This window comes from Serratia sp. 2C06, assembly GCF_050037615.1.
Classification (GTDB): Bacteria; Pseudomonadota; Gammaproteobacteria; order Enterobacterales; family Enterobacteriaceae; genus Serratia; species Serratia ureilytica.
Window position 1 is genome coordinate 1,763,976 of record NZ_CP188299.1, and the last position, 13,519, is coordinate 1,777,494.

The following is a 13,519-nucleotide window of genomic DNA, read 5'->3' on the forward strand; positions in this document are numbered from 1 at the left end:
CGCGGGCTATGCTCATGAAAGGGGCTTAGGGGGAGAGGGTATGGATCCGTTATCGGAAGTGCTTGCGCCATTGAACAGCCAGAATGCGTTTTTCGGCGGCCTGAAGGCCGGCGGCGACTGGGCCGTTCATTTTCCTGCGCCGCAGAGCGGGAAATTCAACGCGGTGGTGCGCGGCGGCTGTTGGCTGGCGGCGGAAGGGTTGGCCGAACCGCTGCGGCTGGCGGCCGGCGACTGCTTGCTGCCGACAGTGACCCGCAGCCTGCCGGTCACTGTCGGCAGCGATCTGTCGCTGCCGGCGCTCGATGCTGACGTACTTTATCTGCAGGCGAAAAATGGCGTGGCGAGTTGCGGCGAGGCGGAGGATTGCCTGTTTATCGGCGGGAGTTTTACCTTCGGTGAGGAAGTGGAGCGGTTGTTGGGGAGTTTGCCGGCGTTGATGGTGATCCGAGGCGGCACCGAAGAGGCCGCCGTGTTGCAATGGGCGTTGCAGCGGCTGGCGGACGAGCTGTTAAAGCCTTCGCCGGGTAGCGCGCTGATGACGCATCATCTGGGGCAGATCATGCTGACCCAGGCGCTGCGGATTTACCTGACGGGGGAGGAGGGCGCGGCCTCCGGCTGGCTGCCCGCCTTGTTCGATCCGCGCATCGGCGCCGCGATGCAGGCAGTACACGCCGATCCTGCCCGTCGCTGGACGGTGGCGTCATTGGCCGATGCGGCGAGCGTTTCCCGTTCGACGTTGGCGCTGCGCTTCAAGCAGAAGGCGGGAATGGCGCCGCTTGAGTATGTGTCGCGTTGGCGCATGTTGCTGGCTGCGCGGGCGCTGCGTACCGGCGTTGAACCGGTATCCATCATCGCGCAACGTTTGGGGTACGATTCCGACAGCGCGTTCAGCCATGCTTTCAAGCGCGTGATGGCGTGCTCACCGCGCGATTATCGCCGGACGCGGGCATAAAAAAAGGCGCCGCATGCGGCGCCTTGGGGATTACTTGGCGATCTTTTTGTACTTGATGCGGTGCGGCTCGAGCGCATCGGCGCCCAGCGTACGCTTCTTGTACTCTTCGTACTCGGTGAAGTTGCCTTCGAAGAATTCCACCTTGCCCTCGTCCTGGTAGTCCAGGATGTGGGTGGCGATACGGTCGAGGAACCAACGGTCGTGCGAGATCACCATGGCGCAGCCTGGGAATTCCAGCAGGGCGTTTTCCAGCGCGCGCAGGGTTTCGATATCCAGGTCGTTGGTCGGTTCATCGAGCAGCAGCACGTTGCCGCCAACCTGCAGCAGCTTGGCCAGGTGCAGACGGCCACGCTCACCGCCGGACAGCTCGCCTACGCGTTTGCCCTGATCGACGCCCTTGAAGTTGAAGCGGCCGACATAGGCGCGGCTCGGCATCTCGGTGTTGCCGATGCGCATGATGTCCTGCCCGCCGGAGACTTCTTCCCACACGGTTTTCGAACCGTCCATGCTGTCGCGGAACTGATCGACGGACGCCAGCTTGACGGTATCGCCCAGCACGATGCTGCCGGAATCAGGCTGCTCCTGACCGGACATCATGCGGAACAGCGTGGATTTACCCGCGCCGTTCGGGCCGATGATGCCGACGATCGCCCCTTTCGGCACCGAGAACGACAGGTCGTCGATCAGCAGGCGGTCGCCGTAAGACTTGCGCAGGTTGCTGACTTCGACCACTTTATCGCCCAGGCGCGCGCCAGGTGGAATGAACAGTTCGTTGGTTTCGTTACGTTTTTGGTATTCGGTGTTGTTCAGCTCTTCAAAGCGGGCCAGACGGGCCTTGCCTTTGGACTGGCGGCCTTTGGCGCCCTGGCGCACCCACTCCAGCTCTTTCTCGATCGACTTGCGACGAGCGGCTTCGGCGGACGCTTCCTGCGCCAGACGCGCGTCTTTCTGCTCCAGCCAGGACGAGTAGTTGCCTTCCCACGGAATGCCTTCGCCGCGGTCCAGTTCAAGGATCCAGCCGGCCACGTTATCCAGGAAGTAGCGGTCGTGGGTGATCGCCACGACGGTGCCTTCGAAGTCGTGCAGGAAGCGTTCCAGCCAGGCCACGGACTCGGCGTCCAGGTGGTTGGTCGGTTCGTCCAGCAGCAGCATGTCCGGCTTTTCGAGCAGCAGGCGGCACAGCGCGACGCGGCGGCGTTCACCCCCGGACAGATGGGCGATTTTGGCGTCCCAGTCCGGCAGGCGCAGCGCATCGGCAGCGCGTTCCAGCTGCGCGTTGAGGTTGTGACCGTCGTGCGCCTGAATGATCTCTTCCAGGCGGCCCTGTTCGGCGGCCAGCTTGTCGAAGTCTGCGCCTTCTTCCGCGTACAGCGCGTACACTTCGTCCAGGCGTTTCAGCGCGCCGACCACTTCCGCCAGCGCTTCTTCCACCGACTCACGCACGGTGTGTTCGAGGTTAAGCTGCGGCTCCTGCGGCAGATAACCGATCTTGATGCCCGGCTGCGGGCGCGCTTCCCCTTCGATATCGGTATCGATGCCGGCCATGATGCGCAGCAAGGTGGACTTACCGGCGCCGTTCAGGCCCAGTACGCCGATTTTTGCCCCAGGGAAGAAGCTCAGGGAGATGTTTTTCAAAATATGACGCTTCGGCGGTACCACTTTGCCGACGCGGTGCATGGTATAGACGTATTGAGCCACGTTGCTCTAAGCCTCTCTATATCAGTATTTATAGGATGTCTGGCGGCATGAGTGTAGCCCGTTTCGATCTTGGATCCCAGACATCGCTCAGCGATCGCTAAGTATAACCGTTTATGCGCCGATAAAGGCGCATATTGGTGGCTTATGGCGTGACGACGATCGCGACGCGGCGGTTTTCCGCGCGGCCGCTGGAGGTGCGGTTGTCGGCGACGGGATCGCGCTTGCCCATGCCGCGGGTTTCGATGTTGGCGCGCGGAATACCGACGCTGGCCAGCAGATCGGCGACCGCATCGGCGCGGCGCAGGGAGAGCTGATCGTTATAGCTGTCTTCGCCGTAGTTGTCGGTATGGCCGTCCAGACGGAACTTGGTGATGCCGACGCTCAGCAGCGCGCGGCCCATCTTCTGCACCGTCTCGGTGCTTTCCGGGTTCAGCTTGCCGATGTTGTTGCCGAACAGCACTTTATCCGACAGGCCGAATTCCCAACCGTTGTCGGTCAGTTTGAAGCCCTGCGATTGCAGCAGCGCAACCTGCTCGGGCGTCAGGCCTTGCGGCTTGCTCTGGCAACCGGCGAGCGCCAGCAGGGCGACGAACGCCATCGTCAGCAGTGAAAAACGACCTTTAAACAGTTGCTGTATCATAGTCAAAATCCCTAGTTCAAGTGTTATAGCCGGGGCTCTTATTTATGTATAGCCAGCCGCCAGCCTCCGTTATAACGATGCTTTGCCTGATACATCGCATCGTCAGCTTCGTGCAAAAGACCCTGAGGCGTCGACGCGTGATCAGGGTACAGCGCAATGCCGATACTCAGAGAGGTAATGATCGTCTCGTCGTTCGGTAAAATAACCGGTTGCGTCATGCAATCGATGATGTTGTCGGCGATCTGCAAGACATCTTCCGTGCTGTGCACCGGCGCCAGCAGCACGGCGAATTCATCTCCTCCCAGGCGTGCGACCAGATCGGTTTCGCGCAGCTGCGCGCGAATGCGTCCGGCAATGGTGGTCAGCACCGCATCGCCCGCGGCGTGACCGTAACTGTCGTTCACTTCCTTGAAGCGATCGCCGTCGATAAACAGCACCGCCAATTTCGCCGGCGGCGCGATATCGCCCAGGGCGCGGCTCAGCCGGCCTTCGAAGAAGGCGCGGTTCGGCAAGCCGGTCAGGCTGTCGTGCGTCGCCCGGTGAGCCAGCGAGTCGTTTTCCTGCTTCAGATGGGCCTGCCAGGCCTCCAGTTCATCGAGCAAGCCATTGAAATCATTGCTGAGCTCATGCAGCTCGGCGATCGGCGCCGAGGGCACCCGCAGGCCGAAGGTGCGATCTCGCCGCACCGCATGCGCCACGTTGGCGATGTCGTCCAACGAACTGACGATGCCGACCAGCATGCGGCGCGACAACACCAGGGCGCACAGGGTACTGAGCACCATGCAGGCGATCATGCCGACCAGCCCGCGCAACAGGAAACGCAACAGGCTGCCGCCGTTGCCGCTCAGCCAGACCTGGCCGACCTGTTTGCCCTCGTGGGAGATAGGCAGGATGACCGGCTCGGGCAGCGCCCAGTGGGCGATAACCTGCTCCATGCCGTGCAGCGGGCCATCTTTGGGACGATGCCAACTGACCAGCACGTCACCGGCGTTGTTCAGAATTTTGGCCTCCGACACCTCTTCTTTGGCGGCGATCAGCACCATCGCCTCGCGAATGTAGGGGCGATCGCCAAACACCACTGCCGCTTCAACCGTATAGCTGATGGAGCGCGCGATCAGGTGCAGGTTGTGGTTGGCATAGGCGCGCAGCGCGAACAGCGCCACCAGCGTCAGAAAGATGCCGGCGGTGCCAACGGCGATCAACGCCAGCCCAAGATGCACCCGCTGCAGCACTCGGCCCAACGTCGGGCGCGCATTGCCGGAACGGTTTCTACGCAACAGCCTCATAGCGGCGGCGCCTGTTTGCGCGCCAGCTGCAGCACGTTGGGGTGAACGCGCACGCCGCTGCGCGCCAGGGCGTCCAGGTTGACCTTGAAGCCGGCCTGGTCGCCGTTGATCTGCAGGCAAAATGCGCTGCCGGCGGAGCATTCGCTATCGTTCTCGCTGATGCTGAGAATGGAGTTGCCGGAAATGCGCTGCATGAAATTTTGTCTCTGCGCGGCGTTGATGTTCCCTAAATAGATGACATCGCAGCCGGTACTCAGCGTCGGGCTGTCGAACGGCACGCGTTCGGTTTTAATCGGACGCGGCGCGCTGAGCAGGATCGGATCGAACAGCCCCTCGGCATACTGGGTGGGTGCGGTCACGCACAACCGGATCGGATTGGGTTCACGTGACCAGCGGGCGTAGCTGATGATGCCTACCACCACGGTCGTCACGGCGTGCGTGCGCTGTTGATAGGGATCATCGGCGGCGCGCGCAGGCCCGGGCAACGTCAGCAGCGCCAACAAAACGATCAGCAACAGGCGGCCGATATTCAGGCGTGCGGCAAGGAAGCCCGGCACGGGGCTTTTTGCGCAACGCATCGTTATCGCGGTATTACTCGCCATCTTCACCCGCCATTCCGGCCTGATCCACCGCCCGCAGGCCGTGGCCCGACAAGTAAAAATCCGGCCCGCTTGAAGGGACAATCGTTTTGCTGAAAGCTGTCAGTCGCACTGCCTAATGAACACTATCTACCCATAATTGGCGCGGATTGTATTATAAGATGTCTTCGTTGGGCGCTTTATGTGCTGTTTTCTCGGAATTATCCTACTTATTTTTGATAGTATAAAAATGCCCTCTCGGGTTTGCCACCGCTTTTCTGCAAAGTTGGCGCGTTTGGCCAGCTGTCAGGCGATTTGCGCAACGTCGGCGCTATCTCTTAAATGCAATAATGTGATAACTAATAATTAGAAAGTATTTTACTTTTCCAATAAACGCCGTTGCGGCTAATAAAAATCCGGCCGGCGATAATATCTCGCCGCCCTGATTTGTCAGCCAAAGTAAACGTTTTTTACCTGGCTCCGATCATGGCGATACACTTCTTCTTCTACAGTATTGAATGGATGAGCGATTGCGCTGTCTATGGTAGATATCTGCGTCCGGGCCGTGCGCCCGGTTTTATTTTGTTCTGCGGCGCCGTGGCGCGGCGGTTACCGGGGAGCTGGGCGGCTCCCGCGGCACAATCAGTGAGGAAAGAGCGAGGATGGTCAAGGTGGACAAGCGACGGCTGTTGGCGATGGGGCTGTGCCTGACGGCGTTTTCCGGCGCGGCGCTGGCGGATTCTCTGGATGCGCAACGTCAGCGCTACCAGCAGATCAAGCAGGCGTGGGACGGCAATCAGATGGACGTGGTGGCGCAGCTGATGCCGACGCTGCGCGATTACCCGCTTTATCCTTATCTGGAATACCGCGAGCTGACTCAGGATCTGAGTCAGGCGGGGTTCTCCGAAGTGAACGACTTTATCAAACGCAACCCGACGCTGCCGCCGGCGAAATCGCTGGCGCCGCGCTTCGTCAATGAACTGGCGCGGCGCGAAGATTGGCGCACCCTGCTGGCCTTCAGCCCACAGCCGCCCAAACCGGTGGCGGCGCGCTGCAACTATTACTACGCCAAATGGGCTACCGGCGACCAGCAGGCGGCCTGGAGCGGCGCCGACGAGCTGTGGCTGAACGGCAAAACGCTGCCGAGCGCCTGCGATCGGCTGTTCAGCGTCTGGCGCGGCGCAGGCAAGCAAACGCCGCTCGATATTCTGGCGCGCATGAAGCTGGCGCTGAAAGAGGGCAACAGCTCGCTGGTCAGCAACCTCTACAGCCAACTGCCGGCCGACTATCAAACCATGGGCAACGCTCTGGTGCGCTTGCAAAACGATCCGACCACCGTGGAAGCCTTCGCCCGCAGCGTAGGGCCGACTGACTTTACCCGTGCCGCCACCGGCATCGCCTTTGAGCGCCTGGCGCGGCAGGATGTGGAAAACGCGCGGGCGATGATCCCGACGCTCGCGCGGCTGCAGAAAATGAGCGACGAGGAGCGGCTGGGGCTGGAAGAGGCGGTGGCCTGGCGCCTGATGGGCAGCGACGCTACCTATGAACAGGCGCAGTGGCGCGATCAGGTGATTCTGCGCAGCCGTTCGCCTTCGCTGCTGGAGCGCCGGGTGCGCATGGCGCTGGGCAACGGCGATCGGCAGGGCGTCGCGACCTGGCTGGCTCGCTTGCCGGAAGAGTCGCGCAACAAGGATGAGTGGCGCTACTGGCGCGCCAGTCAGCTGATGGACGAAGGCAAACGCGCCGAAGGCGAGGAGATGTTGCGCAACCTGATGACCGAACGCGGCTTCTATCCGATGGTGGCGGCGCAGAAGCTGAACGCAACCTATCCGGTGATGGTGGCGGTGGCGGCCAAGCCGCGCGCGTCGCTGACCGACGGGCCGGAAGTGGCCCGAGTGCGCGAGCTGATGTACTGGAATATGGACAACCTGGCCCGCAGCGAGTGGGGTTCCTATGTCGCCAGCCGCAGCCGGCCTGAACAAGAGGCGCTGGCGCGTTACGCCTTTGAGCAAAAATGGGCCGATCTGAGCGTGCAGGCGACCATCGTCGGCAAGCTGTGGGATCATCTGGAAGAGCGTTTCCCGGTCGCCTGGCCGCAGGAGTTCCGCCGCGCCACCGATGACAAGGGGATCACCAGCAGCTATGCGATGGCGATCGCGCGTCAGGAGAGCGCCTGGAATCCGAAGGCGCAGTCGCCGGTCGGCGCCTCCGGCCTGATGCAGGTCATGCCGCGCACCGCGCAGCATACGGTGCAGATGTACAACATTCCCGGCTATGTCGGGCCGAGCCAATTGTTCGATCCGCAGACCAACATCACCATCGGCACCAGCTATCTGGAGTCGGTCTATCAGCAGTTCGGCCGCAACCGCATTCTGTCGAGCGCCGCTTATAACGCCGGCCCGTCGCGAGTGAACACCTGGCTGGGCAACAGCGCGGGGCGGATCGATCCGGTAGCGTTCATCGAAAGCATTCCGTTCTCGGAAACCCGCGGCTACGTCAAGAACGTGCTGGCTTACGATGCGTTTTACCGCTATCTGACGCACCGGCCAGCCAAGGTGCTGACCGACGCCGAGTGGCAGAGACGTTATTGATTTTGACGGCCCTATGGTATGCTGCTGTACTAGTTAAATAGTATGGTGGCTGCCATGACGCAATTATCGTTAAACGACCCCGCTCTTTCAGAACAAGGCAATGAGGATTGGCTGCGCTTCGTCGCGCTGCTGCAGAATTCGTTTGCGCAAGAACTGCATCAACCGCTGCTGCAATTGATGCTGACGCCGGACGAGCGCACCGCGCTGGGCACCCGGGTGCGGATCATTCAGGAACTGATGCGCGGCGAGATGAGCCAGCGCGAGCTGAAAAATGAACTGGGCGCGGGGATCGCCACCATCACCCGCGGTTCTAACAGCCTGAAAGCGGCTTCACCCGCGCTGAAACAGTGGCTTGAGCAGCAGCTGCTGCACGACGCGCCCTAGCAGACTCTGCGTTATTGCTGATAGATGGCGTTGTGGAACGGCACCAGCGCCAGCAGCAGCGCCTGATGATAAACGCTGGTGCGGCTCAGCCGGCCGTCGGTGAAGACGCCGATGGCGCCGCCCTGGCGCTTCACCTCGGCGTTGCCGGTGATCGTCGCCATTTCGCTGCCCAATTCGCGGCCTTCGCGAATACCTTGTAAGATGACTTCCGGCAGCATCAGGCTCGCCGAGCGGGATTCGCCGCGGATGGACGGGTTCTCGATGGTCATCCAGGCGAAGGTCATATTCTCTTCAATCCCGGCTTCCACGCCGACCCAAAAATCGGCCTCGGGCCTGACCTGGCGCGCTTCCATCACGCGTTGACGCGCACCGGTGCGCGTTTCGTGATTGCCTATCGGCTGCAGCGAAACGCCGCTGGCGACGTCGACGGGTTCAATGCGGTATTGGCCTGCGCCGAAGACGTCATCGAAGGCCAATTGAATAGCCTTGATCTTTGCCGGGTTGGTAGTTGCAGCGACAACATGGTACATAACGGGTTTGATATCCTTCTGGCCGATACGCCGGGCAGCGGCAAAAGCGCCGCCGGGCCGGGGATAAACGCAAATTTCACGCAGTATAACGGAAAACAAAAATGTTACAGGTATACCTCGTTCGCCACGGCGAAACGGAATGGAATGCGGCTCGCCGCATCCAGGGTCAGTCCGACAGCCCGTTAACCGCCATGGGGGAACACCAGGCCCGTCTGGTCGCCAGGCGTGTCAGCAAAGAAGGCATTACGCATATCATTACCAGCGACCTGGGGCGCACGCGCCGCACCGCGCAGATCATCGCCGAAGCCTGTGGCTGCGAAGTGATTGGCGATCCGCGTTTGCGTGAGCTGCACATGGGGGTTCTGGAAGAACGCCTGATCGACAGTTTGACGCCGCAGGAAGAACAGTGGCGCAAACAGATGGTCGATGGTACTCCTGACGGCCGTATCCCTCAAGGCGAATCCATGGAGGAGCTGGGCGAGCGCATGCGCGCCGCGCTGGAGAGCTGCCTGATGCTGCCGGAGGGCAGCAAGCCGCTGCTCGTCAGCCATGGCATCGCGTTGGGGTGTTTGATCAGTACGGTGCTCGGGCTGCCGGCCTATGCGGAACGTCGCCTGCGCTTGCGCAACTGCTCACTGTCGCGCGTCGATCACCAGCAGAGCCCGTGGCTGGCTTCCGGCTGGATCGTCGAAACGGCGGGCGATGTCACGCATCTGGACATGCCCGCGTTGGACGAACTGCAGCGTTAACGTCGAATCGGGATCAGGTAATCGCACTTGATCTCGGTAGGCGCCTGATGCGGACGGCGCTCGCCTTTCGGGTAGAAGCGCTCGATGTCGTGTCCTTTGCGGCGCGTCAGTTTGAGCTCCGGCAGGCAAGTGCCGTAGACCGTCAGGATAAAGTCCTGCAGGCCTCCGATGGGCCCTTCATAGCTGAACATTGCAAATTCGCCGCCCGGCAGCACCAGCGGTTGAACTTCCTGCACTTTATCAGGCACCTGATCCGGCTCCAGCGCCGTGGTGTACAGCACTTCCTGTTCGTCGTCCTTCTCCTGGCTCGGACGCGAGTGGTGCAACCCGTACAGCACCGGCGGCAAGGTTTCGACTTCGCCGAGGAACTGGCGCCAGAACTGCGAGCGCAGCTCGGTGCGCACGGTGGTGATCTGTTCCAGCGTGCAGGAGTAGCTTTGGGTCAGGCCGACCAGATGCTTATCCGGCAACGAGAGGAACTCGGGCTGCGGCAGAGTGAAGGCCCCCAGACGGATCGGCGGGCAGATGCCGAACGCGTTCCAGTCTTCGGCGCGGCGATACAGCGCCGGCGTTTGCGCAAACTGTTTCTTGAAGGCGCGCGTGAAGGTCTGCTGCGAGTCGAAGCGATATTGCAGAGCGATATCCAAAATCGGCCGGCTGGTCAGGCGCAGCGCGACGGCGGCCTTGGACAGCCTTCTTGCCCGGATGTAAGCACCGATGGCATTACCGGTAATATCTTTGAACATCCGTTGCAGGTGCCATTTGGAGTAGCCAGCCTTGGCCGCCACGTTATCCAGCGACAAGGGTTGGTCCAAATGGCTTTCCAGCCAGCTAAGCAGATCACGAATGATACCGGCTTGATCCATAGAACTTCCTCGTAAAGCTTGGGGGTAGGAACCCGAACTGTTGATTCGTCACGCTGGTGCTGCGCTATCAGACCGATCCATGAGCCATTATGGGTTGCACTCTTTGCCTCTGCTGCGCATGCCGCGCCAGAGTTGGATTGGGGTACACCGTAGTGGGCGCAAAGAAATAACGACGCCGCATCATAGCAATTTTTTTCCTCCGCGACTCTCAAAGATTTTTGTCACGCTCTGTGCTAAAACGGACGGTGCGGACCCGTAAAAACCCAATTCCGTGAGCTTAGACATAAATAATGGTGATCGCCGAGCCCATTTTCGCGGCAAGGTTATATCGGAGTTAAGTAAATGAAAAAAAGCTGGATATTTTTATTCGGTTTGGTTTGCGCAACCGTGGGAAGCGCACAGGCGGAGCAAGTGGGTTCCGTTGATACGGTGTTTAAATTGTTGGGGCCGGACCACAAAATCGTGGTCGAAGCGTTCGACGATCCGGATGTTAAAAATGTAACTTGTTATATCAGCCGCGCCAAAACCGGCGGCATCAAAGGCGGGCTGGGCCTGGCGGAAGATACCGCCGACGCGGCCATTTCCTGCCAGCAGGTCGGGCCTATCGAGCTGAGTGACAAGATCAAAAACGGCAAGGCGGAAGGCGATGTGGTGTTCCAGAAACGCACGTCGCTGGTGTTCAAGAAGCTGCAGGTGGTGCGCTTCTACGACGCCAAACGCAATTCGCTGATCTACCTGAGCTACTCCGACAAGGTGATCGACGGCTCGCCGAAGAATGCGCTGAGCGCGGTGCCGATCATGCCGTGGGCTGAGGCAAAATAAAAAAACGGGGTTCAGCATGCTGAACCCCGTTTTCATGACGGCAGGCTGGAATTACTCTTCCAGATCGCCGCAGAAGCGGTAGCCTTCGCCGTGGATGGTGGCGATGATTTCCGGCGTGTCCGGCGTCGATTCGAAGTGCTTGCGAATGCGACGGATGGTGACGTCCACGGTGCGGTCATGCGGTTTCAGCTCGCGGCCGGTCATCTTCTTCAGCAGTTCGCCGCGGGACTGGATCTTGCCCGGGTTTTCGCAGAAGTGCAGCATGGCGCGGAATTCGCTGCGCGGCAGCTTGTACTGTTCGCCGGCCGGGCTGATCAAAGAGCGGCTGTTGATGTCCAGCTCCCACCCGTTGAACTTGTAGCTCTCGACCAGGCGGCGCTCTTCGCCGAGGCTGCCCAGATTCATGGTGCGCGACAGCAGGTTGCGCGCGCGGATGGTCAGCTCACGCGGGTTGAACGGTTTGGTGATGTAATCGTCGGCGCCGATTTCCAGGCCGAGGATTTTATCCACCTCGTTATCGCGGCCGGTCAGGAACATCAAGGCGACGCTGGCCTGTTCACGCAGTTCGCGCGCCAACAGCAGGCCGTTTTTGCCTGGCAGATTGATGTCCATGATGACCAGATTGATATCATTTTCAGACAGGATATTGTGCATCTCTGCACCATCATTGGCTTCATGAACAATGTAGCCTTCCGCCTCGAAAATGCTCTTCAGGGTGTTACGAGTGACTAACTCGTCTTCGACAATCAGAATGTGCGGGGTCTGCATATTTGCTACCTAAAATTGCCAACAAAATAGAAAATAGGAAGTACAGAAGTCTCTGTTTTCTTAGAGGAGGGCAGAGATAGCGCCACGTTCCCTCTCAGCAAATGACTAAAGTACGTAAACTCGTTCTTGATGCACTTTCCATCTCATGTCAACAAGATCGCTAGCCTGGTGGGGATGCCGTTCCCTACAACCCCTTGGGTGCCAAAACGGCGCATATCCTAACCCCATTAACAGCAATATAACAGCGCGTGCCGAATTCATCACCCAACAAAACTACGCTTTGTTGACATATATCAAATTCAATTGTAGCACGTTAACAGATTTGTGAAAAACACTTACAGAAATGCCAGTTTAAGTCACAGAACCTCAAATTCTGTGAACGATTCAGCATTATCCGGCCCGATAGGATACAATTATTCGCTTATTGATCATTGCGTTGTTTTAACTCATTGATAAATAAATGCAGTAAAACATAAGCATGAATAATGACTATTACGACAGGTTTATTAGCTCAACGAGCCGTTTAATCTTGTTTGTTGCTATTAACGCGTTTATTGTTACGCAATTGTAAATACATGCGGGCGCTGCGCTATCGTCAAAAACGCAGGCCCGCCTTCGGTGGAAGAGTGATGCAGCTTCATATTGTTCTAGTGGCTCCGGCGCGGCCGGAAAACGTCGGCGCGGCGGCGCGCGCGATGAAAACCATGGGTTTCGCTTCGTTGCGCATCGTCGACAGCGAGGCGCATCTGCAGCCGGCGGCGCGCTGGGTGGCACATGGGGCCGGCGAGATCCTCGACGGCGTGCAAACGTTCGCCACGCTGGAACAGGCGCTGGCGGATGTGGATTTCACCGTCGCCACCACCGCCCGCAGTCGCGCGCGTTTTCACTACTACTGCACGCCGCCTGAGCTGCTGGAACAGCTGAGTGAGCGTAAGCAGTGGGTCGGCCAGGCCGCGCTGGTATTCGGCCGCGAAGATTCCGGCCTGACCAACGAAGAGCTGGCGCTGGCGGATTTGCTGACCGGCGTGCCGATGCAGGCGGACTATCCGTCGCTCAATCTGGGCCAGGCGGTGATGGTGTACTGCTACCAGTTGGCGAGCCTGATGGGCGTCAACGCCGCGCCGCAGGAGGCTGCGGCGCCTGAAGGGCAACTCAGGGCGTTGCGCCGCCGCGCCGATGCTTTGTTGGATGCCCTGGAGGTCGGCGATGACCAAAAATTGCGCGACTGGCTGCACCAGCGCCTCGGTGCGTTGCCGCAGCGAGATACGGCGATGCTGCATACGCTGCTGCACGACATCGAAAAAAAACTCGCCAAGTGATAGCGGCTCCAGCAGGCGGTTACTCAGTGTGATCCACTATTAAACCGGCTTTAGGTTGTTTTTTTGTTCTGTCATTTCGCTTTTCACCTGTTGCATCGCGCATTACCGCCGCTGAACGGAAAATAAGCAAAAAAAAGAAATCGTTTGACTTGGGATAGCGATTGCTTTAACCAATAGAGGGGACAGAGTATTTCATGAGACAGACAGACAACATGCGCAATATCAGCCTGACTACCACAATTATTACCACCACCGATACCACAGGTAACGGGGCGGGCTGACGCGCACAGGAAACACAGAAAAAAGCCCGCACCTAATCAGTGCGGGCTTTTTTTT

Annotated in this window: 14 protein-coding genes and 1 other annotated feature (1 of these 15 running past the window's edge); of the genes, 7 read left to right on the forward strand and 7 right to left on the reverse strand. The window is 59.5% G+C overall.

The features are described from left to right. The first annotated feature begins 40 nt into the window (after window positions 1–40). Window positions 41–952, forward strand: a complete 912-nt coding sequence (locus ACP3TA_RS08760; RefSeq protein WP_206196067.1) for an AraC family transcriptional regulator — start codon at window positions 41–43, stop codon at window positions 950–952. Between the two features lie 30 nt (window positions 953–982). On the opposite strand, the gene ettA is transcribed toward ACP3TA_RS08760, so the two are convergent. The 4 genes from ettA to ACP3TA_RS08780 form a co-directional block, all read right to left on the reverse strand. Then, on the reverse strand, window positions 983–2,650 hold the full coding sequence (gene ettA, locus ACP3TA_RS08765) for an energy-dependent translational throttle protein EttA (protein ID WP_025159620.1): 1,668 nt from the start codon (window positions 2,648–2,650) through the stop codon (window positions 983–985). A 142-nt stretch (window positions 2,651–2,792) separates the two neighbouring features. Continuing rightward, window positions 2,793–3,290, reverse strand: a complete 498-nt coding sequence (locus ACP3TA_RS08770) for an OmpA family protein (protein WP_033641803.1) — start codon at window positions 3,288–3,290, stop codon at window positions 2,793–2,795. A gap of 38 nt (window positions 3,291–3,328) precedes the next feature. After that, complete coding sequence (locus ACP3TA_RS08775) at window positions 3,329–4,576, reverse strand: diguanylate cyclase domain-containing protein (RefSeq protein ID WP_033641804.1); 1,248 nt, start codon at window positions 4,574–4,576, stop codon at window positions 3,329–3,331. Then, window positions 4,573–5,184, reverse strand: a complete 612-nt coding sequence (locus ACP3TA_RS08780) for a YfiR family protein (protein ID WP_033651698.1) — start codon at window positions 5,182–5,184, stop codon at window positions 4,573–4,575. Before ACP3TA_RS08780 ends, ACP3TA_RS08775 begins: the two co-directional genes overlap by 4 nt. Window positions 5,185–5,816: 632 nt before the next feature. Between ACP3TA_RS08780 and sltY the strand changes: the two genes are divergently transcribed. Both sltY and trpR read left to right on the forward strand, forming a co-directional pair. After that, window positions 5,817–7,745 (forward strand): murein transglycosylase, encoded by a 1,929-nt coding sequence (sltY, locus tag ACP3TA_RS08785; protein ID WP_033641806.1) that lies wholly within the window; start codon window positions 5,817–5,819, stop codon window positions 7,743–7,745. 54 nt (window positions 7,746–7,799) lie between these two features. Continuing rightward, the gene (gene trpR, locus ACP3TA_RS08790; RefSeq protein ID WP_016929152.1) at window positions 7,800–8,129 is read left to right on the forward strand and encodes a trp operon repressor; all 330 of its coding nucleotides are present in this window, start codon (window positions 7,800–7,802) and stop codon (window positions 8,127–8,129) included. Between the two features lie 11 nt (window positions 8,130–8,140). Here trpR and yjjX read toward each other — a convergent pair whose 3' ends face one another. Beyond that, the gene (gene yjjX / locus ACP3TA_RS08795; protein ID WP_033641807.1) at window positions 8,141–8,659 is read right to left on the reverse strand and encodes an inosine/xanthosine triphosphatase; all 519 of its coding nucleotides are present in this window, start codon (window positions 8,657–8,659) and stop codon (window positions 8,141–8,143) included. 101 nt (window positions 8,660–8,760) lie between these two features. Here yjjX and gpmB point away from each other — a divergent pair, with 101 nt between their 5' ends. Further along, complete coding sequence (gene gpmB / locus ACP3TA_RS08800; protein ID WP_025305227.1) at window positions 8,761–9,408, forward strand: 2,3-diphosphoglycerate-dependent phosphoglycerate mutase GpmB; 648 nt, start codon at window positions 8,761–8,763, stop codon at window positions 9,406–9,408. On the opposite strand, the gene robA is transcribed toward gpmB, so the two are convergent. After that, window positions 9,405–10,274 carry an MDR efflux pump AcrAB transcriptional activator RobA gene (robA, locus tag ACP3TA_RS08805; RefSeq protein WP_033641808.1) on the reverse strand — a complete coding sequence of 290 codons (870 nt, stop codon included), beginning with the start codon at window positions 10,272–10,274 and terminating at the stop codon, window positions 9,405–9,407. The genes gpmB and robA overlap by 4 nt on opposite strands. 342 nt (window positions 10,275–10,616) lie before the next feature. Between robA and creA the strand changes: the two genes are divergently transcribed. Then, window positions 10,617–11,096, forward strand: a complete 480-nt coding sequence (gene creA / locus ACP3TA_RS08810; RefSeq protein WP_033641809.1) for a protein CreA — start codon at window positions 10,617–10,619, stop codon at window positions 11,094–11,096. 51 nt (window positions 11,097–11,147) lie between these two features. Here the strand turns inward: creA and arcA are convergent, their stop codons facing one another. Continuing rightward, window positions 11,148–11,864 (reverse strand): two-component system response regulator ArcA, encoded by a 717-nt coding sequence (gene arcA / locus ACP3TA_RS08815; RefSeq protein ID WP_004933003.1) that lies wholly within the window; start codon window positions 11,862–11,864, stop codon window positions 11,148–11,150. 629 nt (window positions 11,865–12,493) lie between these two features. Here arcA and ACP3TA_RS08820 point away from each other — a divergent pair. Together ACP3TA_RS08820 and thrL are read left to right on the forward strand one after the other, a co-directional pair. Then, window positions 12,494–13,183, forward strand: coding sequence for a tRNA/rRNA methyltransferase (locus ACP3TA_RS08820; RefSeq protein WP_033641810.1), 690 nt, complete (start codon window positions 12,494–12,496; stop codon window positions 13,181–13,183). 212 nt (window positions 13,184–13,395) lie between these two features. Then, window positions 13,396–13,464, forward strand: a complete 69-nt coding sequence (gene thrL / locus ACP3TA_RS08825) for a thr operon leader peptide (RefSeq protein ID WP_099785730.1) — start codon at window positions 13,396–13,398, stop codon at window positions 13,462–13,464. Then, window positions 13,403–13,519 (forward strand) — a sequence feature (Thr leader region); it runs 1 nt beyond the window's last position. (Overlaps the previous gene by 62 nt.)